The sequence below is a fragment of the Halobaculum sp. MBLA0143 genome, assembly GCF_041361465.1.
GTDB lineage: Archaea > Halobacteriota > Halobacteria > Halobacteriales > Haloferacaceae > JAHENP01.
In genome coordinates this window covers 193,406-216,443 of record NZ_JBGKAC010000001.1, presented here as the reverse complement: position 1 = coordinate 216,443, position 23,038 = coordinate 193,406, and the positions used below count along the sequence as shown (strand labels likewise).

Genomic DNA, 23,038 nt, shown 5'->3' with positions numbered 1-23,038 from the left:
TTCAGTCCTCGTCGTAGCCGACTCGCGGGTCGATCAGTGTGTACAGCAGGTCCTGTGCGATGTTGAGCCCCACCAGGAGGATGGAGAAGATGAACACGAGCACTCCCAAGAGCGGCACGTCCGACTGGAGTGCCGCCTGGAAGAACAGGTACCCCAGCCCGTTGATCGCGAACACCGTCTCGACGAGGACGCTCCCGCCGATGAGCAGGAACGCCTCCCCGGCGATGATCGGCACCAACGGGATCATCGCGTTGCGGAAGACGTGCTTCCAGACGATCAGCCGTTCGGGCACCCCCTTCGCTCGGGCGGTCTCGACGTACTGGGCGTTTCGCTGCTCCAAGACTGCAGTTCGGCCGATCCGCATCTCGTTGCCCATCGACGCCGACCCCAGCACGAGCGCCGCCGGCAGGATCTGTTTGGTCGCTGCGAGGAACGAGCCGTCGTCGCCCACCTCGATCCACCACTCCTGTGGGCTCGTCACCGCGCCGGCCGGGTTCGCCAGGAAGTCCAGCGTCGGCGGTGTGACGATGTTCGTCTTGACCAGCCACCCCGCCCACTCGAACCCGAGGTAGTCTTTCGACTGCGAGAGCACGCTGACGAGGATGACGGCCAGCCAGAAGTTCGGCATCGCCCGCCAGACGATCCCGCCGAACGAGGCGAGGTAGTCCCCACCGGTGTTGGGGTTGAGCCCCGCGTAGAAGCCCAGCGGGATCCCGAACAGGATGGCGATCAGCACGGACCAGAAGCCGAGCCAGATCGTCCGCGGGAGGTACAGCCACACGAGTGTGCCCGCGTCCGTCCCGCGCTGAATCACCCAGGAGTTACCCAGATCGAACGTCCACAGCCCGACGATGTAGTCGACGTACTGCTCCCACAGCGGTTGGTTCAGCCCGAGCGACTGCCTGATCCGGGCGGCCGCCTCTGGCGTGTAGTTGTTCCCCAGAATCGACGAGACCGGATCCAACGGGCTCGCGTACACGAGCAAGAACGACACCGTCGTCCCGAACAACAACACCGGAAACGACAGGAGGAGCCGCTGGCCGAGATACCGCCACCGGCTCACGGCGCCCACCTCCACCTGTGCGTGTGCATTCTGTTGTGGCCTTCCCGTATCGTACGCTTGTCCCTTACGCTTTCGGCCGCGCGTCGGTCTCGTCCGAGCGTAGAGATCGTGCTAAGAGTCCTTGTGACCATCTGTCGTCGAAATCGAGAGTCGGCGACGGAGTGCCGACGGAGCCGACCGAGTTACTTGTCCAGGCTGATCGAGTCGAACTGGAGCCGGCTCAGGTCCATCCCACCCGGCGGGGTGAAGTCCTGGAGCCCGTCGTACCACATGTACTCCTTGATCTGGTGGTAGATCGGCAGGAAGCCGACGTCCTCCCAGTTGGCCTCCTCGATCTGGACGTACGCGTCGTTCCGTTCCTGCTGGGCAGCATCGGTCGGGGCCTGGTTGTCCCGAACTCTGCTGTACGCGTCTGCCGCCTCCTGGGCGGCGTCCGCTTCGGCCTCCTCGGAGTTCCAGTTGATGTACGACACCGGCGCAGAGGAACTCGTGTCCGTCTGCGGCGGGTTCAGCAGCTGCAGGAAGTTGTCCGGCGCCGGCCAGTCGGCGATCCACCCGAGGGTGTACACCTCCAGCTTCCCGTTGCGGCCACGCGAGAGCAGCGGCCCGAACGGTGCCTGCTCGATCTTCATGTCGATGTACGCCGACGAGAGCCGGTCACGCAGGATCTGCGCCATCTGGAGCCAGGACTCCGACTGGTACTGGGTCCACTGGACCTCGAAGCGGTTGTCCGGCCCGTAGCCGGCCTCCTCCATGACCTCGATTGCCTTGTCCTGGAGCGCCTCGCCGTAGCCGTACGGGTACTCGCTTTCGGCGTGGTTCGTGTACTCGTTGGCGCCGCCCGGATAGATGGACGGCGGCGTGAAGTGGTAGGAGGCGGAGCCGCGGCCCTTGAACACCTCGTTGATGAACAGCTCCTGGTTGGCGACGTAGGCGAACGCCTTCCGCACCGCCTTCGGCACCTTCTCCATGTTGAACCCGACGTAGAAGGAGTTGATCGTCGGGATGCCGACGTAGTTCACCGTGTCGCCGTTGCGGATCTGGCCGTACGATCCCAGCATCCGGCCGGCGGAGTCCTCCTCCTCGACGGACACCTTGCTCGGCTCGTAGAACGGCGTCGGAATGCCGAACAGGTCGGCGTTCCGGTTCATCGCGTAGTTGTACGACGGCTGGTCCTTCTCGATGATCTGCCAGTGGACGCGGTCGACGTTCGCGCCACCGCGGTAGTGCTCGTCGCGCGCCGTCACGGACACTTCCGTACCGGACTCGTAGGTCTCCAGCTCGAACGGACCGGCACCGACCGGGTTCGAGGTGGCGAACTCGTCACGCGGGATGTCGCCGTCGTACCCCTCGATGTCGCCGACGATGCCCTCCGGCACCGCAGCGAAGGAGGTGTACGCCATCATCTGGAGCGTGGCGTGGAACGGGGCCGACAGCTCCATCCGGAGCGTCTTCTCGTCGACCGCCTCGAGACCCAGACTCCCCGGCTTGTACTGCTCGACCTCCTCGCCGTCCTGCATGACGGTCTCCGTCTCGGAGGTGACGCCGATGGAGTCGAGGATGAAGTACGCCCGGCTGGAGTTGGTGGACTGAGCGAGCCGCTCCCACGAGTAGACGATGTCCGAGGCCGTCACGTCGTCGCCGTTGTGGAACGTGGCGTCGTCGGCCAGCGTGAAGGTGTACGTGTTGAAGTCGTCGGACACCTCGTAGTCCGTCGCGAGCTGGTTCGTGACGGTCGTGGTCGCGTTCTCGTAGATCAACAGCGTGTCGAACACCTGCCGAATGACCCGACCGGAGGCCGTGTCCGTCGCCTGGATGGGGTCGAACGTCGAGATGGTGCTGTTGATTCGGTTGAACGTCCCTCCGGAGGAGCCGGTGTCGCCGCCCTCCGTCGCGGTCGGGCTACTACCTTCACCCGTCTCCGCCTCGGTGTCGGTACCGCTGCCGCCCGAGCAGCCTGCGAGCGCGGCCGCGCCAGCGACCGACCCGGTCGCTGCGAGGAACCGACGCCGTGATGTGTTCTGGTCTGTCATGCGACGGCATCTGGCCGGCAGAAGAGCATAAACGTGGCGTTTCTACGTTACAGTACCACCCGGTACGTTCGACAACGGGTGTTCGTTGCACGTACATAGTCCGTACGACAACAGTTAACTCGGAGTGGTGTTGTCGACGGCCCGGCGCCGGTTCGTGCAGTCCGGACGTTCGGGTTCGTCGAATCCGGCGCCGTCTGTCGATTCCGGCCGAATCGGCAGAACCGTGTGAGCGGTACACACACTCACGCTCTCGATCGCGGAGGATCTCGCACGCGATCGGGACGCGGTCAGTCTGCGCTGGCGCTCGCGTTCTCCGCGGCGCGTCGTAACATCCCGTCGTCGGTGGAGCGCCAGAAGTAACCGACCAGACCGAGGGCGGCGACGACGTTCGAGACGGTGATCGCCCAGAACGGCCCCGAGACCCCCATTCCGAGGAGGAACGCTCCGGCGGCCGCCAACGGCACTCGGACGGCCCAGTACTGGAGCATCGTGGCGTACATTCCGATCTCCGTCCGGCCGGCGCCGTCGAACCCCGCCTGGACCGTGTAGATCGTCCCCAGCGCCCAGTAGCCGTACGCCAGGATCTGGAGGTACGTGACCGTGAAGGCGAGCGTCTCGCCGCCGATCCCCGGAACGAACAACTCCGCTAGTGTCGTCGGGAACAGCCACTGGCCGACGCCCAACAGCCCCAGCCCGATCGCGCCGGCGCCGACACCCAACCACGTCGCCCGGGTGGCTCGGTCCGGCCGGTCGGCACCGAGGTTCTGACCCACGACGGTCGTGGAGGCGCTGCCGAGCGCCTGGGCCGGGACGAACACCACGGTTGCGATCCGGGCGCCGATGGTGTACGCCGCCAGCGCCGCGCCACCGCCGACCGTCGACACGACCCACACCACGACCAGCCGGGCGAACTGTCTGGCGGCGCTCTGGCCACCCGCCGGCAGTCCGATCTCCAACAGCTCTCGGGCCGTTCCCGAGTCCGGCCGGAACGAGTCGAGCCGCAGCGAGAATCCGGTGTACGAGGAGAACAACAGGGTGAGTCCGACGACCGCCGACGTGCCGTAGCCGATCAGTGTCGCCAACGCCGCCCCCTCGATCCCGAGCTGCGGGAACGGCCCCCAGCCGAAGATCAGGAACGGGTCCAACCCCAGGTTCACCCCGATCGCCAGGAAGTTCAGCACCATCGGCGTCCGGGAGTCTCCCGCGCCGACGTAGCTCGCTTCCACCATGTCGCTCACGCCGGAGAACACGTTCGAGAAGGCGAGCACGGCGAGGTACGACGCCGCCAGACTGGCGACGGTCCCGCCCGGGTCGAACAGACCGACGATCGACCCGGCCGTCAGCGACACGACGGCGGCCAACACCACGTTCGTGCCCGCGGCGAAGCCGATAGCGTGTGTCGCCGCTCGCCGCGCGGCCGACGGGTCGTCCGCTCCGATCCGTTGAGAGACGAGGACCTGGCCGCCGGCGCTGCCGATTCGCGTGCCGACGCCGAGCAGTCCGACCACCGGCGCGATCAGCCCGATCGCCGCGACCGCCTCGCCGCCGAGACGGCCGACCCAGAACACGTCGACCACCTGTTGGCCGACCAACACCAAGTGCTGGACGACCATGGGGGCGGCCAGTACGGCCAGCGCCCGTCCGAGCGGCCCGTCGGTAATCTCCTCGGGACTCACGTCCAGCATCGTCCGTAGTACGACACACAGTTCCGAACAGTAAGTAATTTGCGTCTCTGAAGGAGAAAATCACCAGATCTAGAACCGAGCGAGAATAGAGACGGCGGAGAAACCGGGCCGGCGACGGTCGTCGGTACCGTTTTTGTCGCCGGCAGTCCACCTCGATGTCGTGAGAGCAGTCCAGTTCCGCGCCCACGGCGACCGCGACGTGATCGGCTACGACGACTACCCGGAGCCCGAGGCCGGCCGCGACGAGGTGCTCGTCGACGTGCGGGCGGCCGCGGTGAACCACCTCGACGTGTGGACACGCCGCGGGCTCCCCGGCGTCGACCTCCAGATGCCACACGTCCCCGGGAGTGACGCCGCCGGCGTCGTCCGCGAGGTCGGCGACGCCGTCTCTCGGTTCGAGCCCGGCGACCACGTCGCCGTCTCCGCGGGCGTCTCCTGTGGCACCTGCGAGTTCTGCCGTCACGGCGAGCCGTCGATGTGTGTCGACTACCACCTCCTCGGGGAGCACGTCGAAGGGGTCCACGCCGAACGGGTCGCGGTGCCGGCGGACAACCTCGTCGCCGTCCCGGACGGCGTCGACTGGACCGTCGCCGGCTCCGCGAGCCTGGTGTTCCAGACCGCCTGGCGAATGCTCGTCACCCGCGGGGAGCTGCGACCGGGGGAGTCGATTCTCGTGTTGGGCGCCTCGGGCGGCGTCGGCCACGCCGCCGTCCAGATCGCCGACTACGTCGGCTGTGAGGTGTTCGCCACCGCATCCTCCGCGGAGAAACGGTCGTACGCCGCCGAACTCGGCGCCGACCACACGCTCGACTACGAGGCGACGGACTTCGCCGACGAGGTGCGGTCGCTCACGGACGGCCGCGGCGTGGACGTCGTCGTCGACCACGTCGGCGCCGCGACCTGGCGCGACTCGCTGCGCTCGCTCGCCAAGGGCGGCCGACTCCTCACCTGTGGCGCCACCACCGGCGGCAACCCGGAGACGGACGTGAATCGGATCTTCTGGAATCAACTGGAGGTGATCGGGTCGACGATGGCCACCCCCGGGGAGACGGACGACGTGCTCGGACTCGTCTGGGACGGCACCTTCGAGCCGCGGATCCGCGAGACGCTGCCGATGTCCGAGACCGCTCGCGCCCACGAGATGTTGGAGAAGCGTGAGGGCTTTGGCAAAGTAGTCCTGAGACCGGACAGTGAGTTCTGACGACACCGACGGCTACGTCCACCGCCCCGGCCAGGCCCGCGACGACGACGCAACGGACGAGCGAACGGCGGCAGACGAGCCCGATCACAGCGTCACCACGCCCGACGCCGAGCCCGGGCTGGGGAGCTTCGGCTGGGCGCTCGTCGCCGTCGTCGCGCTCGCGTTCCTCGGTATCCCCGGGCTGATCTACGTCTTCCCCACCGCGCCGGGCGACGCCGGACTCCCGTTCCTCGTGGCGATGCTCGCGCTCCCGTTCGTCCCGGCGTTGTTGCTGGGCGTGGTCGCAGTGTGGACGGCCGTCTCCGACGGGGAGTAGTCGGAGAGGGGTGTCGCAGTTTCGCTATCGAGCCCACGATTTACATTACAGTGCCGACTGCGGTTCCAGTGTGTCGAGTCCAGACAGAATCGAGCGACGGGAACTGGTCGCGGCGCTCGCGGCGGCGACAACACTGTCGGGGTGTTCGGCGCTCGGCGACGACAGCGACGACGGCAGCGGCGAGACGGTGAATCCGGCGCTCCGGTCGACGCCGACCCGTTCGGAGCCGTTCGACACGGTGGCGGAGTCGGCCGTGGCCGAGCGACTCACTGTCTCTCCCTCGCTCCTGATCGGCTCGGAGGAACGGTCGGGAGGGCGATTGATCGGCGTGTACGATCCGGCCACGCTGACGGAGTTGCGCACACTGCGAACGGGAGGTCGGTCCGTCGTCACCCCCGACGGAGTAGTCGTCGAGCAGACACCGACCGCGACGGCCACGTACGCGCTTCCGGAGACCGACGCACGGTGGCGCGACGAACGACGCCTCCGGTTGCTCGCGTTCGGCGACGGACTGTGGTTTCGAGTCGCTGGAGACGGCCCGGAGACTGTGCTCCGGCTCGACACGGACGAGTGGCAAATCGTCTGGGAACAGTCAGTCGGGGAACTCGTCTCCTGGACCGACAGCCACCTCCTCACACACGACGGCGACGGGCTCGTCTGCCGAGAGCCCGACACCGGCGCAGTGCGGTGGCGGACGACGCTCCCAGACCCCGTCGAGCCGTCGCTCGACACGACGAGCCGTCGTGTCGGTGACGCAATCGCCGTCGTCGACGGCCGTCGGGTGGACCTGCTGGCAGCCGAGGCCGGGACACACCGCGGCCGGCACACCCCAGACGGCCAGTTCGCGCCGCGACGGACCGTCGGCCACGACGGGACTGTCGTCTGTGGCGGGCCGGACGCCGCGATGGTCGGGCTCGACACGACGACCGGTGACCTACGGTGGCGCGTCGACGAGCCCGCCACGACCCCGGTCGCCGTCGGTCCGGTCGTCTACGCGACCGGGTTCGACGGCGGTCGGGTGACGACCGGGGTCGACAGACGGAACGGAACGGTGCGGTGGCGTCGGCCTGGCGCGGTCGGGGCCGTCGGCGGCGCCGGTGCGTACGTGATCGACGGCGAGACGCTGACGGCCGTCGGCTCGTCGGGCACGGTCCAGTGGCGCCGGCGACACGGACTCTCGTCCGTCACGACACCGGGCCTCGGCAGCCCGGCCGGGGGCGTCGACGGCCCGCCGGTCACCGTTCGGGACGGACGAGTCTCGTTCTGGACCCCCGAGGCCGTTCGCGTCTGGGCCGTGCCGGACGGGAGCGAGCGGGTCCGTCTCGACGGCCTCTCCGTCGAGAGCGCCGTCCTGGGGCCGGACGGGCGACTGTTCCTCTCGACCGGCAGCCGACTCGGCGTGATCGACGCCTGACTGTTCCGACGGCTGTCACGTTCGCCCAACCAGAAAGAGACTTGTACAGTCACTGCGACGACCGGATCGTGTACGACTACCGGACGGCGACGCCGGCAGACGAGCCGACCGTCGCCCGGCTGATCGCGCGGGTCGCCGGCGTCGCAGACGGGCCGGGGAGCGTCCACGCCCCCGTCGGCGAGATGACGGACCCGTTGGCGGACCCGCACACGCTCGTCGCCACGACCCCGGAGGACGGCGTCGTGGCGACGATGAGTCTCTACCTCGAACGCGACGGCGGCGACGTGGTCGACGGGTCGATGGCCGTCCCGCCGCCGACGGCCGACGAACTCGGGGTCGGCCGCTCGGAGTCTGTCGGCTACCTGGCGTACGCCTACGTCGCTCCACCCCACCAGTCGCGCGGGGTGGGCGAGACGATGCTCCGGCAGCTGTTGGCGCTCGCCGTCCGCGCCGGTCACTCCCGCGTGTTCGTCGAGGTGTGGGAGTACGACCCCGACCGTGACGCGCGGGGACTCCTCCGCGGGCTCGGCTTCGAGCCCGTCTACCACGCCGGCCTCTCATGGCCGGACGACGGTGTCTGTTCGGAGTGTGGCGCCGCCGACTGTTCGTGTGGGATCGGCGTGTTCCACCGGTCGCTCCCGGCGTCGATTCCGCCACACTTGCTGGCGCTCGGCGGCGACACGAGCGACGAGTGAGCCGACGACGGCGTTCTCGGCGGTCGAACGCACGCTTCGGGGAGAAGAGTTTATATTCGAAACCGAGCCACAATCCGACGATGAGCGAGCCCTCGTTCCTCGAAGACCCGTTGCTGTCGACGGTCGACAGCGAGGTTCAGCGTGCCGCAACCGAGATCGAGGGTGTCTCGACCGCCAATCTCGATCCGATCACCAGACAGAAGCTGATCCTCTACACGGTTCGGCAGTTCGGTGTCGAGGCGTACGTGACGACACAGTGGTATCTCCACGGCGACGTTGCGGTCAAGGGGAAGGCCGACAACAGGGCCGGAAACGCGACGCTGGATCTCCCGACCGGCGTGGACAGCGATATTCCGACGCAGGACGAGATCTTCGACGAGCTGACCGGGGACAGCAGGGAGTACGTACACGAGGCGCTGTCGGCAGAGACGTTCGAGTGGCTCGGGGACTACTACCGAGAGCGATCGATTCCGTTCGAAGACGTCTATCGAGCCGCACTTCCGTTGTACGCAGCGCTCCATCGAACCCGAGACGCAGCGATGGGTGCCGGAGGCGAGGTTCCGGATGATCTATCGACGACGGTCGAAACGTCCTGTGGAGCGCTGAAGCGTGCGCTGTCCCGATACGCACTGTTCGACGGAATCCAGCCGTACGTCACCGAGTTCGCCCGGGCCGCAGAGCCGTTCGTCGGGTGGATCGAGCGGCACGAGTGGGACAACAGTCCAGTCGAGCACTACGACGAGTTCGACAGGCTGTACGAACTCTTCTACGACGGTGTCTGGCGCGGGTGTGGACAGCGGATGAGCTACGTCACTGTCGAGGGACCGTCTGCCGACGACACCAAAGCGCGACGGAGACGCGAAGCGTCCGGACAGCGGGAGCTGTTCGAGGCCAAGCTCGGGCAGTTCCAGATGGCAGTGGACGGACTGGGCGTCGCCGTCGAAGCGACGACGGATCGTCTCCCGAACCTCGAATTCGACGACTACGTCGAGGAGGCCGGGGTGGAGCCAGACATCCTCGCGGGAGAGCAGCGATCGGTCCCCGACGACGACCCACTGTTCGAGGTGGTGGAGTGAGCGTCGACACCCCGACGCGGGAGCACTTCAGACCCGACCGAAGTGGGTACACGCAGTTCGTCTGTGTCGGGCCGAAGTTCCTCACGTCGGTTTTCGTGACGACTCCCGTTAACGAGGACGAGAGGCGGAGACGACGGTTCGCACGGAAACTGGTCGACTGGTGGGAGACGGAGAGCTCCCGTTCACCAGAGTCGTTGTCAACGATCACGTCGTCGACGAGGCTGCGACTCGACTGAAGAAGAGACACGGACACGCCGACGCGGTCGAGTGCGTGAGCCGCGTTCGGGAGTCGACCGTCGTCGAGATCCGTTCGGTGTCGTGTGCCGAACTCGACGCGGCGTGTGACGCGTTCGTCGCGTTCGACGACCACGGCGGCGCGATGACGGACTTTCTCACCAAAGCGTTCGTCGAGCAGTCTGCACTGTCACACGTCGCAACGTGGGACAAACACTACAGAGCGTTCGATCAGTTGACCCTGTTGCCGAACTGCGAGCACCCGTAGCTCAGTCTGCCGACGCCGAGGTACCGCCCGTGTCCAGTTCCACCGGCGAGGTGCGCTCCCGCTCTGTGAGGTAACACTGCGGGTCGGGGGCGAACAGATCACCGGAGACGCCGAGCGCGCGGAGCCGCGACCCCCCGCGACAGACGCTCCGGTAGCCGCAGTCGGCACACTTCCCGGTGAGGTTCTCCGGGCGCGCCCGGAGCGCGTCGAGCACGGGGTTGTCCTCGTCCGACCAGATGTCGCCGAACGGGCGGTCCCGGACGTTGCCCAGCGAGTAGCCCTGCCAGAACTGAGTGGCGTGGACGTTGCCCTGGTAGTCCACGTCCGCGACCCGCTCGCCGGCGGGGTCGCCGCCGTTCACCTCCAGGTACCGACGGACCCGTTCGGCCTGCTCGCGGCCGTACTCCCGGCGGGCGTACTCCACGAGGAAGGCGGCGTCGGCGTAGTTGCCGACGAGCAGCGTCTCGATTGCCTCGCCGCGGTCGTGGTACTCGCCGGTCAGCTCACAGATGCGCTCGACCGCCTCGCGCCGGCGCTCCCGGGACACGTCCGCGTCCGGCACCCCGCGACCACCGTAGTCGAGGTGGTAGAAACAGAACCGGTCGACGCCCACGTCCGTGAGGAGGTCGACGATCCCCTCCACGTCCGGGGCGGTGGCGTCCGTGATCGTGTAGCGGAGCCCGGTCTTGAGCCCCACGTCGAGACACGCCTCCATCCCGCGGACGGCGGCGTCGAACGCCCCCTGCTGGCCGCGGAAGGCGTCGTTCGTCTCCCGGCGGCCGTCGACGGAGACGCCCGCGTACGACAGACCGGCCCGTTGGAGCTTGCGGGCGCGCTCTTCCGTCAGCAGGGTGCCGTTGGTCGACAACACCGCACGGAGCCCGGCGTCGGTGGCGTAGTCCACGAGTTCGACGAGGTCGCGCCGGAGCAACGGCTCGCCGCCGGAGAAGAGGATCACGGGTACGCCGAAGTCGGCGAGTTGGTCGATCAGTCCCTTCGCCTCCGCCGTCGACAGCTCGCCGGGCGCTCGCTCGAACTCGGCGGCGGCGTAGCAGTGTTCACACGCCAGGTTGCACTGCTCGGTCGTGTTCCAGACGACGACCGGGCGGCGTTGTCTCTGTTCGCGGATCTGTCGGCGGTCGCTCTCGTCTGCGGCGTCGTACCGGAGCCCGTCCCCCTCGGCGTCCAGCCCGTGGAGGAGCTTGCTGATGGAGATCACGCCGCGTCACCCCCCTCTCGCCGGTTGCCGTCGGCGTCCGTCCCGGGGTCCGTCTGGTCGCCGTCGGCGTGGGCGGCCCCCAGCCGCGAGCGGGTGACCCGTCGGGTCTCGTCGGCGGGACACAGCCAGATCGTCTCGGCGGCGTGGCCGAACAACGCCGTCGCCTGTTCGTGCGCGAGGTCGTCGCTCGGAGCGGAGACGCTGCCGACGTGCGACAGGCCGTCGTCCGTCGTCTCGCGCACGAACACCTCCCACTCGCGGCCCGCGTCGGCGCGCGGCGCGTCCACGCGGTGCCAGTCGCCGTCGTCGGTCATCGGCAGGGGTGAGGAACTGCCTGGGTGTACGCCCCGCGGCAGTTCCCGACGGGTGGGAACGCCTACAGCGGCAACGGAACGGACGCGGGCAGCAGCCGGTCGGACTCCGCGTCCGCCCGGAGCGCGTCCACCGTCTGCGAGCCGGACAGGAGCGTCATCGGCACGCCGATCCCGGGCGTGGTGTAGCCGCCGGTGAAGTAGAGCCCGGGCGCGCCGCCGCGGTGGCCCGGCCGGAGCGGCCCGGTCTGGTCCAACGTGTGGGCCAGTCCGAGTGCGCTCCCGCCGGGGGCGCCGAGCCGCTCGGCGAACTCCGTCACGCAGGCGTCTTCCTCCACGACGATCCGGTCCCGGAGGTCGACGCCGGTGAACTCCGCGAGATCAGACAGCACTGTCTCGCGGTAGCGGTCGCGCGCGTCCGGCCCGTCCTCCAGCCCGGGGGCGATGGGCACCAGGACGACGACCGTCTCGTGACCGTCGGGCGCGACAGTGTCGTCCGTCCGGGAGGGGACGGAGACGTAGTACGCGGGGTCGTCGGGCCACGCCGGATCGTCGAAGATGGACGCGAAGTGGTCGTCCCAGTGTGTCGGGAGCACGAGCGTGTGGTGCTCCAACGGCTCGACGGAGCCCTCCACGCCCAGGTACAGCATGTACGCGGACGGCGCGAGCGTCGACCGGTCCCAGTAGTCGTCGCCGTGCCGTCGGAGGTCCGGCGCCAGGAGGTCACGCTCCGCGACTGCGGGGTTGAGGTTGGAGACGACCGTGTCCGCTCGGACCGGACCGTCGGGGGTCGTGACGGTGAACTCGCGGTCGAACGGACCGCCACCGTCCGTCGCGTCGACTCCCGTGACGGGTGTGCCCGTCCGGAACTCCACGCCCAGCTCGGTACCGAGATCTCTCAGCGCCTCCACGACGGCGTACATCCCACCCTCGGGGTAGTAGACGCCGAGGTTCAGGTCGGCGTGACTCAGCATCGAGTACAGCGCCGGCGTGTTGTACGGGGAGCCGCCGAGAAACACGAGCGTGTACTCCAGCAGCTGGCGGAGCTTCGGGTGTTCGACGTACGACTGGACGTAGTCGTCCATCGACTGGAGCATCGGAAGCGCCCGGCCGCTCTTGACGACGTCCAAGTCGACGAAGTCCCGGAGCCGGGAGCGGTCCGTGTAGACGAACCGTTCCAGCCCGAGTTCGTACGCCTCTTCGGCGTCGTCCAGGTAGCTGTCCAGCGCCTCGCCGGCACCGTCCTCGTACTCCTCGAACAACGACCGGACGGCCGCGAGGTCGTCGGCCACGTCCGCCCGGTCGCCGTCCTTCCAGAACACCCGGTAGTGGGGGTCGAGCCGCTCCAGGTCGTAGTAGTCGCTGGGGTCGCGGTCGAACTGGGCGAAGAACCGCTCGAAGGTGCCCGGCATGAGGTACCACGAGGGGCCGGTGTCGAACCGGAAGCCGTCTCGTTCGATCAGGTTCGCGGAGCCCCCGAGTCGGTCCCCCTGTTCGAACAGCGTCACGTCCGCGCCGTCGGCCGCCAGCGAGGCGGCCGCAGCGAGCCCGCCGATTCCACCGCCGACGACCGTCGCCGTCGCCCCACGGAGAGCGTCGCTGGGGCTGCGTGGCGACACGTCGCCGACGAACCGATCTCCTGCGTCGCTCCGTGACATATCGAGTGGTAAGGGCCCGACCCGTCTCAAGCGGGGCGGGATTCCCGGCCGGCTGGAACCGGCCGGCGCGACGGCGGCGCGGCTGGGGTCGTCGGGGCGGTCGCCGTGGCGGGTGGAGGTCGCGTCGCGGGACGGCACCGTCACTGTTCGGTGGGTGGCGTGTGTACAGAACGGGTGGGTGGTCTCCGTCGTAGTCGACTCAGTCGGACGCGCCGGCCGCCGAGTGTGCGGCGCGGGCGTCGACGGCCGTCTCCTCCAAGCCGGCGTCGAGTTCGAGGTCGCCGCCGCCGGCCGACACTGCGAGCTCGTCCGTCGCGCGGACGAACCGGAACACCCGGTTGCCGTCGTCCCGGATCACGATCTTGCGCTCGGCGAGGTCCGCCTCCTCCAGGCGGTCGAGCGCACGGTAGACGGTCGACAACGGGATGCCACTCTCGTCGGAGACGTCCTGTGCCGACAGCGGCGTGTCCAGTCGGGCGAACACCCGGCGAGTCGACTCGTCTCCGAGCACCTCGAACACCGTCTCGGCGGCTGGCGCGTTTCGCGTCATACACGACTACGTTGGCACTCCAGCCCCGGATAGCTGATCCCACGGTACCGGGGGGTTTCAAGTAGGTTGGAATCCCACCGTGCGAGAGATCCACACGAACTTACGGGTGACGACTCGGCCCCTGCGAACGGTGACATTATGCCGCTGCCGGCGATAAGAGTGTGAACGTGACTGGTCTCCGCGCGGAACTGTCGATCTCGGCCGTCGAGAGCTGCCCGGTGGCGGCCGCCTCGCTCGCAACGGACGAGACTCTCCGCGACGTGACGTGGACGACGGACGACTCCGACGGAACCGTGGAACGCTTCGACGTGTCGAGCGACGCTCCGATCGGCGGGACCGACACAGACACGGACCGAGGCCCCGGGGCAGACGCCGAGGCCGAAGCCGGATCCAACCCCGAGACCGACTCCGACCCCGACTCGAGTCCTGGCTCCGGCGGCAGAACACCCTCCGACACCCCGGCGTCGATACCGGACGGTGCCCCGGCGTTCGACACCGTCTTCGACGACGGCAGCGCCCAGACGCTGGAGTTCGACCGCGACTGGGACGACTGCGTCTGTGAACGGATCGAGGCCGTCGGCTGTCCGGTCGACGACGTGCGGGCGACGGACGGCCGGCTGCTCGTCCAGTTTCGCGTCCGGTCGAACGAACGGCTCCGGGAGGTCATCGCGGCCGCACGCGAGGCCGCAAACGACGTTCGGCTCAACTACGTCGTCAGCGCCGGCGACGAGCGGTCGGACGCCGTCGTCGTCGACCGCGGTCGGCTCACCGACCGCCAACGAGAGACGGTCGAGACCGCCTACGAGGCGGGTTACTTCGCCCACCCGCGGGAGTCGAACGCCGAGACGGTCGCCGAGCAGCTGGGGGTGTCGGCCGCGACGTTCCGCGAGCACCTGGCGACTGCACAGGCGAAGCTGTTCGGCTCCGTGTTCGACCGCTAACGGGGCCTCACACGGGCGCGAGAGCCTGTCGACGGAACGCCGAGGATAAGTACCTCTCCGAGAGAGAGGGGGTATGGCCCGCGACACCCTGTCGCGGCGGCGACCGGGCGACGGTCCGGATCCCGACCTCGACGCGGTACTCGACGCCCTGAACGACGGGGACTGCCGCACGATCATCGAACACCTCGATCAACCCATGACCGCAGCAGAGCTCTCCGACGCGACCGACATCCCGAGTTCGACGATGTACCGGAAGCTCGATCTCCTCTCGGAGGCCGCGCTCGTCGAGGAGGGGACGGAGGTGCGCCCCGACGGCCACCACGCGAGCGTCTACGTGACCGACTTCGACGAGGTGCGGGTGAGCCTGGAGGAGGACCGCTCGCTGGACGTGGGCGTCGAACGTCCCGAGAGCACGGGCGCCGAAGAACGGCTGTCGACGATGTGGCAGGAGGTGCGCAGAGAGACGTGATCCCCGACACCACCCTCCTCGCGCCGTTGATCCACGTCGACACCGCCATCGCCGTCACGAAGCTCGGAACGCTCGTGCTCGGCGGGCTGATCTCGTATCTGGGCTGGCAGGCGTACAGCCGGACCCGCGCCCCCCCGCTGCGGGCGTTGTCCGTCGGCTTCGCCGTCGTCACCGTCGGCACCGCCCTGGGTGGCGTGATCGACCAGTTCCTCCTCGGGTCGGAGTCGACGCTGTGGGGTGTGCTCGTGACGAGCACGCTCACGCTCGTCGGGTTCGGCGTCATCACCTACTCGTTGTACATGGACTGATCGGCGGGGCTGGCTGGCTCTCCTACTCGGCGTCCGGAACGGCGAACGTCGGCGCGACCCAGATCAGGAACTCGTCACCACGGTCGACGACGCCCGCGACGTGGTCGTCCGGCGTCGGCGGGTCCGTCAGCCGCTCCGGGTCCACCGTCGTCACCGCCCGGACGCTCTCGACCAACACCCCGACCTGGCGTGAGGCCGCGACGGTCCGTTCGTCCAACACGATCAGCGTCCGTTCTCCGTTCTCGTCGCCGTCTGCCACCCCGGAGTCCGCCCGGAGCGTCACGTCCGGGTCGACGACCGTCGTCGTCCGCCCCCGGACGGCCGTCACGCCGACCTCTCGCTGCGGCGTCCCCGGCACCCGAGTCAGTTCCGTGACGTCGTCGATCCGTTCGATCGCCTCCACGTAGTCGATCGCCAGCGCGAACGTCTCCTCGCCGAGCCGGAACTCGATCACCTCGAACGGCTCGGTCGGGTGTGCGCCCTCGTGGCGCGTCGGCACCGTCGGCTCGTCCGGCTCTGTCGGCTCGTCCGGTTCCGCCAGCTCGTCGTCTGAACCCGTCGGCTCCACGGTCGAATCGGTCGGCTCGTCGGTGGCCCCTGTCGTCTCGTCGTCGGTCGACGCCGACCCGACGGCGGTGTCGGTCGGCGACGGCTCCGCCGTGGCCGCCGGGTCCGCGTCGTCCGTCTGTTCGGTGTCGGGCTCCGTCGTGTCCGACTCTGCCGTAGTCGCGTCTGTCTCCGGTGCCGACGGGCCGTCCGTCGTCGACCCGGCCGCCCGTTCGGGGTCCGACGGCCCCGTATCGACGGATTCAGCCGCCGTTTCCGCGGGCTCCGTCTCGACGGATTCGGCGGTGGTGGGCGACGAGCCGACGGTGTCCGTCGCCTCGCCGTCTGGCTCGGCCGCGTCGGTCGTCGCCGTCTCGTCGGCGTCCTCGTCGGCGTCCTCGTCAGTCGCGGTTGCGGTGACGGCGTCGCCGGAGTCGTCGCTCACGCCATCTCGGTCGTCGTCTGTCTCGCTCTCACTCGTCGTGTCGTCGTCGTCCGTCTCGCTCTCACTCGTCGTGTCGTCGTCGTCCGTCTCGTTCTCACTCGTCGTGTCGTCGTCGTCCGTCTCGTTCTCACTCGTCGTGTCGTCGTCGTCGTCTGTCTCGTCGGTCGAATCCACTCCGTCCACCGAGTCCGCCGTATCCGCCGACGCCGTGTCGTCGCGCCGGCCGGAGCGGGCTCGACTGATCCGGTCGGCGCGACTGCCGCCGGCGTCTCGGGAGTCGCGGAGCCGCTCGGCACGGCTCTGCCGGGGGCCCGACGAGTCGGCAGCGTCGCCGTCGGTCTCGGGGGCTCCGTCCGTGTCCACCGTCTCGTCGGCCCCGGCGCCGTCCGCCGTCTCGTCGTCGCCGGCTCCGCTCGTGTCCGTCGACGCCCCGCCGTCTTCGGTCGTCTCTGCGTCGTCGTCTGCACCGTCTCCACGCCGGCGACGGATCCGGTCGGCGCGGGTCGTTCGGTCGGCTGTGTCGGCTGTGTCGCTGGCGTCGTCGGCGTCGTCGCTCATGTCGCCTCCCGGTCGAAGCGGCCCTCCAGCGATCGGGCCACGTCGAGGAACACCTCTGCCATGTCGACAGTGTCGTCGTACTCGAAGACCGAGGTGCCGTTGGAGAACGCCCGTTGGAGCGCGACCCGTTTCCGGACCTCCCAGACGGGCACGTCCGGGAACACCGTCCGGAACCACTCGATCATCTCCGTGTCCTCGTTGGTGGTCTCCACACGGTTGGCGACCACCCCGACGTCCGACACCTCGACCCCGGTCTCGTCCTCCAACACCGCCACCTGGTCGAACAGGAGTTCGATAGCCCGCTCGGAGGTGGCCTCCGTCAACGCCGGGATCAGGAGATTCGGCGCCGCGTACATCGCGTTGTCCGTCAGCCGGCCGTAGAACGGCGGCGTGTCCACCAACACGAAGTCGTACGGGTCGTCGACTCGGTCGAGCACCCGATCGAGTTGGTCGACCGCGTGCCCCCCGTCGCCGACGATCCCCGGGTCGAGGTTGATCGACAGCGCCGACAGACTCGCCGGGTCCAGCCGCACGTCCGGCTCCGCCTCCGCCCGGGCGATCAGATCCGCGATCGTCAGCTCGTGTTCGGCGTGCAACAGGTCCGTGTTGCTCGGCAACAGGTCCAGCTCCGCGTGGTCACGGAGGAGCGCAGTCGTGTCGCGGGCGGCCGTCGACGTGAGCGCGTCGAGGATCGTCGGCGGCTCGGCGTCGTACGCCTCCGGGAAGCCCAGTCCCTCGGTGGCGTTGCCCTGCGGGTCGAGGTCGACGAACAACACCTCGTGGCCCCGGCGGGCCAGCGCCCCCGCGACGTTGATTGCGACGGTCGTCTTCCCGGTCCCCCCCTTCGCGTTGGTGACGCAGATCCGGACGGCGTCGTCTCCCGTTGCCTCGCTGTCCATGGTCGAACGTACCGGCGACCGGCACATAAACGTCCCAGACTCGGCGGAGCGCCCGCTCGGCAATTCTTTCGCCTCCGAGTGAACCCGACAGCCTCTTGTACCGTCCGTTGCTGTGAACGATCATGACAGATACGCCGCCGCTCCGGGTCGTCGCCGCCGCCGTCGCGGCTGCGGCGATGCCGGCGCTCATGTTGGCCGTCTCCGCGGGGTTCGTTCCGGCGCCCGACGTCGCCGCGCCCGTCTGGTGGGCGCTGCCGGTCGTCGCCGTCGGCTACTGGCTCGTCTGGATCGCCTGGGCGGACGGTCGCCCAGTCCCGGGACGTGGCGCGCCAGACCACGACTGAACTCCCGTCTCCTCTTCTGTCGACAGTGTCGCTCGTGACGGTCAGCCGTTCGTCGGTCGCCAGCCCCGCAGGAACGCGACCGCGACGCCGCCGGCGACGAGCGCGAACGGCAACGCGGCCGCCCTGACCACGAGCACCGCAGCCGTCGCCGGCGCCGTCGGCACCGCGACGACCGCCACCAGCGCGCCGACGAGCAACAGATCGTACGCCCCGAGGCTCCCGGGAACGGGGACGACGCTCGCGACCCGGGTCAGCGGGACGACCGCCGCGACGGCCGACAACGGCGCCGTCACGTCGGCGGCGACGAGCGCGACCCACAGCGTCGACGCCGCCAGGAGCTGTTCGGCGACGCCGGCCAAGGCGATGGCCGCCAGGAGTCGTGGCCGGGCGCCGAACACGAGCGCCCGTCCCCAGAATCGGTCGACCGCCGCCTCGACTGCCGCCCGCGTCGGCGGCTCTCGGCCGAGGAGTCGCGCCCCACGGCCGAGTGTCGGCGTCAGGACCGCGACCACGCCCCGCGAGAGCGGCGCTCGCGCCCGCACCACGACCACCCCGCCGGCGACGAGCAGGACTGCCGCCCCCCCGAGCACCGTGAGCACGGCCGTCGACGACGGTCCGGTCGCACCGACGCCCAGGAGAACGACCCCACCGAGCGCGAGCGACGCCAACAACTGTGTGCCGGACTTGACGTACTTCGCGGTCGACCGGACGCCCAGCGCGTCGGCGTAGCCGGTGTCGGTCTCGACGGCGAGGAAGCGGGCGACGACCGGCTCGGAGCTCACCGGACCGGCCGGGCTGACGGTGTCGAAGAAGTCCCCCGCGAGCGCGAACTTCACGCTGTCGGCGGCCGACAGCCCACCCGCCAGCGGTCGGGCGGACGCCCACACTCCGAGTCCGTCGACAACCGCCTCGGCGGCGACGAGCACTGCGACGACTGCCAGCGCCCACGGTGCCAGCCGTCTGGCACTGGCGACGACCGCGTCCGTCCCGACGAACTGGAGGCCGACGGCGAGGGCACCGCCACCGAGGGCGAGCCCGACGAGGAACCGCAGACGACGGCGCACAGCTTTCGCTGCGAGACGCACGGTCGAAAGGCCGTCGGTCGTCCCCCGTCGGGAGCCGTGCCGGGCGTCAGTCAGTTGACTCTCGGTAGCCCGCGAGCCCGTCGGCGACGCCGGCGTCGACAGCGTCACGGAGTCGTTCCACGCCGGGTTTGTCCAGACGGTCTGTGGCAGCCCACACCCGGACCCGTTGGTCGTCGACCGGGACGAACGACACGTCGAGCCGGTCGGCGGTGACGCGCAGCCCGAGGCCGGCGTCGGCGTCGTCCGCGAGCACACGTCTGGCGGGCGACTCGTGGGCGCGGAGCCCGCGGTCGTAGCCGTCGATGGCCGCGACCGCGTCGTGGCGGTCGACCCCCCGTTCGTCCGCGAGCGCGGCGACGGCGTTCGCCAGACTCGTCTGGAGCCCGGAGCCGTTGTCGCGGGCGACGAGTCGGAGGTCGCGGTCGATCAGGTCCGCGATCCCGCGTACGTCTCGTGGGTTGCCGGCCGGGACGAGCAGCCCCCAGTCGCGGGTCCACCCCCCGACTTCGGCCGCGTCACCCGCGTCCGGCGCGTCGCCCGCGTCGGTCGCCCCGGCTGTCTCGCCCGTCCCGTCGACCGGCCCGGCGGTGACGGCGACGTCCGGCACGCCGGCGCGGAGCTCTCGGAGCCCGCGACGGCTCCCCTCCGCGAGGTACCGCGGGCGGTCGAGTCGGTCGAGCAGCCGCGAGACGGCGGGGTCGTCCTCGCCGACGCCGAACACGGTCGGCGGTCGCGCGTCCGCGCCGAACGTCTGGACGGTGACGCGCTCGCCGGCCGCGAGGTACGTCGTGTCCGGGTGGACGGAGACGACGCCGTCGGCGTTGACCAGACTCGTCGTCGCGCCCGACCCCCTGTCGACCGGGTACACGAGCGTCTCGCCGGCACCGTCTTCGACGAGCCCGACAGAGAGGAGTCGCCGGCGACCCTCCTCCGTCCGTTGTCTGACGGCCATCCTGCCGTCGACGGTCGCCGTCGCCGGCTCCGGCAGCCCGGCGGCAGACCGGATCGCCGGCGCGACGAACGTCCGGAAGATCGTCGCCGCCGACACGGGGTAGCCCGGCAGTCCGACGTACGGCGTGCCGTCGAGTCTGCCGGCGAGCGTCGGCTTGCCCGGCTTGATGGCGACGCCGTGGAACAACAGTTCCCCCTGTTCTTCGATCACGCGATACACCACGTCGACGGCGCTGGCCGAGGTCGACCCCGAGGAGACGACGAGATCACACTCTGTGGCCGCCTCCCGGAGCGTCCCGGCCAGGTCGCTCACGTTGTCCGAGACGTGCGGGTAGATCTCCGCGTCACCGCCGGCCTCCTCGACGCCCGCCGCGACCGTGTAGGCGTTCACGTCGTGGATCTCGCCGCGGGCGTGGTTCGGCTCCGTCTCCGGCCGGACGAGTTCCTCACCCGTCGAGACGATTCCGACCGTCGGCCGCCCGCGGACCGGCACCTCGGCGACCCCCAGCGCCGACAACAACGCGACCTCCTGTGGCCCGACCCGCGTCCCCGGGCCGAGCGCCCGGGCGCCGGCGGCCACGTCCTCGCCCGCGAAGCCGACGTGGTCACCGGGGGCGACGGCCGTCCGGACCGTCACCGTCGGCGCGTGTGTGGTGTCGGTGCCGGTCTCGCCGTCCGCTCGGTCGGCGTCGTCGGCCGACGACTGCGTCGGCTCGTCCGTGTCCTCGACCATCACCACCGCGTCCGCGCCGTCCGGCAGCACCGCGCCGGTGGACACCTCGACGCACGCCCCCGACTCGACGGTCGTCGCCGGCGTCTCGCCCGCGTGGACCGTCCCCGTCAGCGGGAGTTCGACGGGGTCGGCGTCGGCGCCCGCCGTGTCCGCCGCCCGGACGGCGTAGCCGTCGACGGCCGCGCGGTCGAACCCCGGCACGTCGATTCCGGCGTCCACCCGTTCGGCGAGCACGCGCTCCCGGGCGTCCGTCGGCGGCACCGTCTCCGGCGGCGGCGCGATCTCCAGGTCCGCGATCGTCTCGCGGGCCGTCTCCGGGTCGATCAGGTCCCGAAACTGCTTGCGGTCCGTCACGCCGGTCCCCCCACGGTGTCGGCCGGGCCGGCCGCCGGCCGCTCCCACAGTTCGACCGTGACCGTCTCGCCCGTGTCGTACCCCTCGCGTGACTCCGGGACGACCACCCAGCCGTCCGCGAGCCCGAGCGTCGACCGCGCGCTCGTGCCGCCGTCCGTCGGGGTGGCGCCCGTGACGTTCGTGTCGTGCGCGGTGTCTGTGTCGTCGGCGCCGTCGGTGCCTACAGTGTCGGATCGGTGGGTGTCGGTACCGTCGTCCCCGAGTCGGACGGGCGCGAACGTCCGGACGCCCGGCCCGGACGCCACCTTCCGGGTGAGCTCCGCCTCCGTGGTCGGGTGTGGCGGCGTGTGACCCCCCGCGAGTCGGTGGACGGCCGGGCGGAGGAACTGCACCGCTGCCACGACGCAGGCGACCGGGTAGCCCGGCAGACAGACGACCGGGGTGTCGCCGACGACCCCCAGCGTCGTCGGGTGGCCCGGCTCCGCCGCGACCCCGCGGACGAACGGCTCGTCGGCCGGGTCGTCCGGCTCGGCCCGCTCGTCTCTCTCGGTCGCGTTCTCGTCGCCCTCCGACAGTTCCGCCACCACCGACGGGAGGTGGTCGCGCCCCCCTACCGCCGTCCCGCCGACCGTGACGATCACGTCCGCGTCGGTGGGAGTGTCGGCACCGGCTGGGCCGTCGGCAGCGTCGTCGACTGTCTCTGACGTGTCGAGTCCGCGTGCGGCAGTCGACAGCCGCGCTCGGAGCGCCGCGGGCTCGTCCGGCACGGCCGGCTCGACCGTCGCGTCACCCCCCCAGGCGGCCGTCAGCCGCTCGACGACCACGCCGTTCGTCTCCAGCGTCTCCCCCGGGTCGGGGTCGCGCCCCACCAACTCGTCCCCGGTCGGGAACACGGCGACCCGTGGCCGCTCGGCGACCGTCACCTGCTCGCGTCCGACCGCCCGCAGCAGCCCCAGATCGCCCGCCCGCAGCCGGTGCCCGGCGCGGTACAGCTGCTGGCCCCCGGTCACGTCCTCGCCGCGGACCACCACGTCCCCCCGTTCGGGCACCGCGCGGGCCACCTCCAGTTCGTCGCCGACACGCGTCGTCACCTCCACCCGGACGACCGCGTCGGCGCCGGCCGGCAACGGTTCACCCGTGTCGACCGGAACTGCCGCCTCCGGGGAGACCGTCGGAGTCTCGGCGTGTGTGTCGGTCGTGTCGGTCCCGTCGGTCTCCGCACCGTCTCCGTCCCGGGCGACGCGCAGGACGGCCGGCGCCCGAGGGCTCGCGCCCACCGTGTCACTCGCCCGGACTGCCCAGCCGTCGACCGCCGCGCGGTCCGTCTGTGGGACCGCGCGTGACGCCGTCACGTCCGTCGCTAGCGCCCGGCCGACCGCCTCGCGCAACGGGACCTGCTCCGTCCGGTCGTGGGGACGGAGTCGTTCGTGGAGCCGCTCTCGGGCCGCCGCCACCCGCGTCCGGCGCTTGATGCCCGTGTGTTCGTGTGTCACGGGCTCCGTTGGGCGGGCTCCGTTACGGGTCTGACGGTCGTTCGTCGTCTCGCCCGACTGTCGCAGGGTCACGGACGGGCCGAACGCCCCGCCAGACTGCCGGGGAGCGAGACTCTTCGGCACCGAAGCGAGAGCCGCGGGCTTCCACCCAGACGAGAACACGCGCCGTACAGTCACAGAATCCGACGG

Annotated in this window: 23 protein-coding genes; 11 read left to right on the top strand and 12 right to left on the bottom strand. The window is 70.0% G+C overall.

The features are described 5' to 3' along the window. Position 1 precedes the first annotated feature (1 nt). The 3 genes from RYH79_RS01155 to RYH79_RS01145 all read right to left on the bottom strand — a co-directional run bounded on the left by RYH79_RS01155 (position 2) and on the right by RYH79_RS01145 (position 4,781). Positions 2 to 1,063 carry an ABC transporter permease gene (locus tag RYH79_RS01155; RefSeq protein WP_370895404.1) on the bottom strand — a complete coding sequence of 354 codons (1,062 nt, stop codon included), beginning with the start codon at positions 1,061 to 1,063 and terminating at the stop codon, positions 2 to 4. A 182-nt stretch (positions 1,064 to 1,245) separates the two neighbouring features. Next, positions 1,246 to 3,096 (bottom strand): ABC transporter substrate-binding protein, encoded by a 1,851-nt coding sequence (locus RYH79_RS01150; protein ID WP_370895402.1) that lies wholly within the window; start codon positions 3,094 to 3,096, stop codon positions 1,246 to 1,248. A gap of 287 nt (positions 3,097 to 3,383) precedes the next feature. Next, the gene (locus RYH79_RS01145; protein WP_370895400.1) at positions 3,384 to 4,781 is read right to left on the bottom strand and encodes an MATE family efflux transporter; all 1,398 of its coding nucleotides are present in this window, start codon (positions 4,779 to 4,781) and stop codon (positions 3,384 to 3,386) included. A 160-nt stretch (positions 4,782 to 4,941) separates the two neighbouring features. On the opposite strand from RYH79_RS01145, the gene RYH79_RS01140 reads away from it, so the two are divergent. From RYH79_RS01140 to RYH79_RS01110, 7 genes are all read left to right on the top strand, one after another. Further along, positions 4,942 to 5,982, top strand: a complete 1,041-nt coding sequence (locus RYH79_RS01140) for a zinc-binding dehydrogenase (protein WP_370895398.1) — start codon at positions 4,942 to 4,944, stop codon at positions 5,980 to 5,982. Continuing rightward, complete coding sequence (locus RYH79_RS01135) at positions 5,972 to 6,298, top strand: DUF7977 family protein (protein ID WP_370895396.1); 327 nt, start codon at positions 5,972 to 5,974, stop codon at positions 6,296 to 6,298. Before RYH79_RS01140 ends, RYH79_RS01135 begins: the two co-directional genes overlap by 11 nt. Before the next feature lie 70 nt (positions 6,299 to 6,368). Beyond that, on the top strand, positions 6,369 to 7,712 hold the full coding sequence (locus RYH79_RS01130) for an outer membrane protein assembly factor BamB family protein (protein WP_370895393.1): 1,344 nt from the start codon (positions 6,369 to 6,371) through the stop codon (positions 7,710 to 7,712). A gap of 68 nt (positions 7,713 to 7,780) precedes the next feature. After that, entirely contained in the window at positions 7,781 to 8,407 is a 627-nt protein-coding gene (locus RYH79_RS01125) for a GNAT family N-acetyltransferase (RefSeq protein WP_370895391.1), read from the top strand. An 80-nt stretch (positions 8,408 to 8,487) separates the two neighbouring features. After that, complete coding sequence (locus tag RYH79_RS01120) at positions 8,488 to 9,483, top strand: DUF8098 family protein (protein WP_370895389.1); 996 nt, start codon at positions 8,488 to 8,490, stop codon at positions 9,481 to 9,483. Beyond that, positions 9,480 to 9,719: a hypothetical protein gene (locus RYH79_RS01115; RefSeq protein WP_370895387.1), complete on the top strand. Its 240-nt coding sequence runs from the start codon at positions 9,480 to 9,482 to the stop codon at positions 9,717 to 9,719. The genes RYH79_RS01120 and RYH79_RS01115 overlap by 4 nt, the downstream gene beginning before the upstream one ends. A 35-nt stretch (positions 9,720 to 9,754) precedes the next feature. After that, positions 9,755 to 9,985, top strand: a complete 231-nt coding sequence (locus RYH79_RS01110; RefSeq protein WP_370895385.1) for a hypothetical protein — start codon at positions 9,755 to 9,757, stop codon at positions 9,983 to 9,985. Position 9,986: 1 nt separating this feature from the next. On the opposite strand, the gene RYH79_RS01105 is transcribed toward RYH79_RS01110, so the two are convergent. The 4 genes from RYH79_RS01105 to RYH79_RS01090 all read right to left on the bottom strand — a co-directional run bounded on the left by RYH79_RS01105 (position 9,987) and on the right by RYH79_RS01090 (position 13,723). Continuing rightward, positions 9,987 to 11,204: a TIGR04347 family pseudo-SAM/SPASM protein gene (locus tag RYH79_RS01105; protein WP_370895383.1), complete on the bottom strand. Its 1,218-nt coding sequence runs from the start codon at positions 11,202 to 11,204 to the stop codon at positions 9,987 to 9,989. Beyond that, a complete protein-coding gene (locus RYH79_RS01100) occupies positions 11,201 to 11,518 on the bottom strand; it encodes an Htur_1727 family rSAM-partnered candidate RiPP (protein WP_370895381.1) in 318 nt (105 codons plus the stop codon). The genes RYH79_RS01105 and RYH79_RS01100 overlap by 4 nt, the downstream gene beginning before the upstream one ends. Positions 11,519 to 11,580: 62 nt before the next feature. Beyond that, positions 11,581 to 13,173 carry a phytoene desaturase family protein gene (locus RYH79_RS01095; protein ID WP_370895379.1) on the bottom strand — a complete coding sequence of 531 codons (1,593 nt, stop codon included), beginning with the start codon at positions 13,171 to 13,173 and terminating at the stop codon, positions 11,581 to 11,583. 199 nt (positions 13,174 to 13,372) lie between these two features. Continuing rightward, a complete protein-coding gene (locus tag RYH79_RS01090; protein ID WP_370895377.1) occupies positions 13,373 to 13,723 on the bottom strand; it encodes a helix-turn-helix domain-containing protein in 351 nt (116 codons plus the stop codon). Positions 13,724 to 13,884: 161 nt separating this feature from the next. Between RYH79_RS01090 and RYH79_RS01085 the strand changes: the two genes are divergently transcribed. The 3 genes from RYH79_RS01085 (at position 13,885) to RYH79_RS01075 (ending at position 15,441) form a co-directional block, all read left to right on the top strand. Beyond that, positions 13,885 to 14,664, top strand: a complete 780-nt coding sequence (locus RYH79_RS01085; protein WP_370895375.1) for a helix-turn-helix domain-containing protein — start codon at positions 13,885 to 13,887, stop codon at positions 14,662 to 14,664. A 73-nt stretch (positions 14,665 to 14,737) separates the two neighbouring features. After that, entirely contained in the window at positions 14,738 to 15,133 is a 396-nt protein-coding gene (locus tag RYH79_RS01080; RefSeq protein WP_370895373.1) for a helix-turn-helix domain-containing protein, read from the top strand. After that, entirely contained in the window at positions 15,130 to 15,441 is a 312-nt protein-coding gene (locus RYH79_RS01075; protein ID WP_370895371.1) for a DUF7521 family protein, read from the top strand. The genes RYH79_RS01080 and RYH79_RS01075 overlap by 4 nt, the downstream gene beginning before the upstream one ends. 22 nt (positions 15,442 to 15,463) lie before the next feature. Here the strand turns inward: RYH79_RS01075 and RYH79_RS01070 are convergent, their stop codons facing one another. Together RYH79_RS01070 and RYH79_RS01065 are read right to left on the bottom strand one after the other, a co-directional pair. Continuing rightward, the gene (locus RYH79_RS01070; protein WP_370895369.1) at positions 15,464 to 16,990 is read right to left on the bottom strand and encodes a chemotaxis protein CheW; all 1,527 of its coding nucleotides are present in this window, start codon (positions 16,988 to 16,990) and stop codon (positions 15,464 to 15,466) included. Next, a complete protein-coding gene (locus RYH79_RS01065) occupies positions 16,987 to 17,889 on the bottom strand; it encodes a ParA family protein (protein ID WP_370895367.1) in 903 nt (300 codons plus the stop codon). Before RYH79_RS01065 ends, RYH79_RS01070 begins: the two co-directional genes overlap by 4 nt. Positions 17,890 to 18,011: 122 nt before the next feature. On the opposite strand from RYH79_RS01065, the gene RYH79_RS01060 reads away from it, so the two are divergent. Next, positions 18,012 to 18,233, top strand: coding sequence for a hypothetical protein (locus tag RYH79_RS01060; protein ID WP_370895365.1), 222 nt, complete (start codon positions 18,012 to 18,014; stop codon positions 18,231 to 18,233). A 41-nt stretch (positions 18,234 to 18,274) separates the two neighbouring features. Here RYH79_RS01060 and RYH79_RS01055 read toward each other — a convergent pair whose 3' ends face one another. From RYH79_RS01055 to RYH79_RS01045, 3 genes are all read right to left on the bottom strand, one after another. Further along, a complete protein-coding gene (locus RYH79_RS01055; RefSeq protein ID WP_370895363.1) occupies positions 18,275 to 19,297 on the bottom strand; it encodes a lysylphosphatidylglycerol synthase domain-containing protein in 1,023 nt (340 codons plus the stop codon). Between the two features lie 67 nt (positions 19,298 to 19,364). After that, positions 19,365 to 21,356 (bottom strand): molybdopterin biosynthesis protein, encoded by a 1,992-nt coding sequence (locus tag RYH79_RS01050; RefSeq protein ID WP_370895361.1) that lies wholly within the window; start codon positions 21,354 to 21,356, stop codon positions 19,365 to 19,367. Continuing rightward, on the bottom strand, positions 21,353 to 22,849 hold the full coding sequence (locus tag RYH79_RS01045; RefSeq protein WP_370895359.1) for a molybdopterin molybdotransferase MoeA: 1,497 nt from the start codon (positions 22,847 to 22,849) through the stop codon (positions 21,353 to 21,355). The genes RYH79_RS01050 and RYH79_RS01045 overlap by 4 nt, the downstream gene beginning before the upstream one ends. Positions 22,850 to 23,038 lie beyond the last annotated feature (189 nt).

Excerpts from the sequence above, each read along its gene's own strand:
- RYH79_RS01150 (WP_370895402.1), bottom strand. The coding sequence starts at position 3,096 with ATGACAGACCAGAACACATCACGGCGTCGGTTCCTCGCAGCGACCGGG.
- RYH79_RS01145 (WP_370895400.1), bottom strand. The coding sequence starts at position 4,781 with ATGCTGGACGTGAGTCCCGAGGAGATTACCGACGGGCCGCTCGGACGG.
- RYH79_RS01120 (WP_370895389.1), top strand. The coding sequence starts at position 8,488 with ATGAGCGAGCCCTCGTTCCTCGAAGACCCGTTGCTGTCGACGGTCGAC.
- RYH79_RS01100 (WP_370895381.1), bottom strand. The coding sequence starts at position 11,518 with ATGACCGACGACGGCGACTGGCACCGCGTGGACGCGCCGCGCGCCGAC.
- RYH79_RS01095 (WP_370895379.1), bottom strand. The coding sequence starts at position 13,173 with ATGTCACGGAGCGACGCAGGAGATCGGTTCGTCGGCGACGTGTCGCCA.
- RYH79_RS01090 (WP_370895377.1), bottom strand. The coding sequence starts at position 13,723 with ATGACGCGAAACGCGCCAGCCGCCGAGACGGTGTTCGAGGTGCTCGGA.
- RYH79_RS01080 (WP_370895373.1), top strand. The coding sequence starts at position 14,738 with ATGGCCCGCGACACCCTGTCGCGGCGGCGACCGGGCGACGGTCCGGAT.
- RYH79_RS01070 (WP_370895369.1), bottom strand. The coding sequence starts at position 16,990 with ATGAGCGACGACGCCGACGACGCCAGCGACACAGCCGACACAGCCGAC.
- RYH79_RS01065 (WP_370895367.1), bottom strand. The coding sequence starts at position 17,889 with ATGGACAGCGAGGCAACGGGAGACGACGCCGTCCGGATCTGCGTCACC.
- RYH79_RS01060 (WP_370895365.1), top strand. The coding sequence starts at position 18,012 with ATGACAGATACGCCGCCGCTCCGGGTCGTCGCCGCCGCCGTCGCGGCT.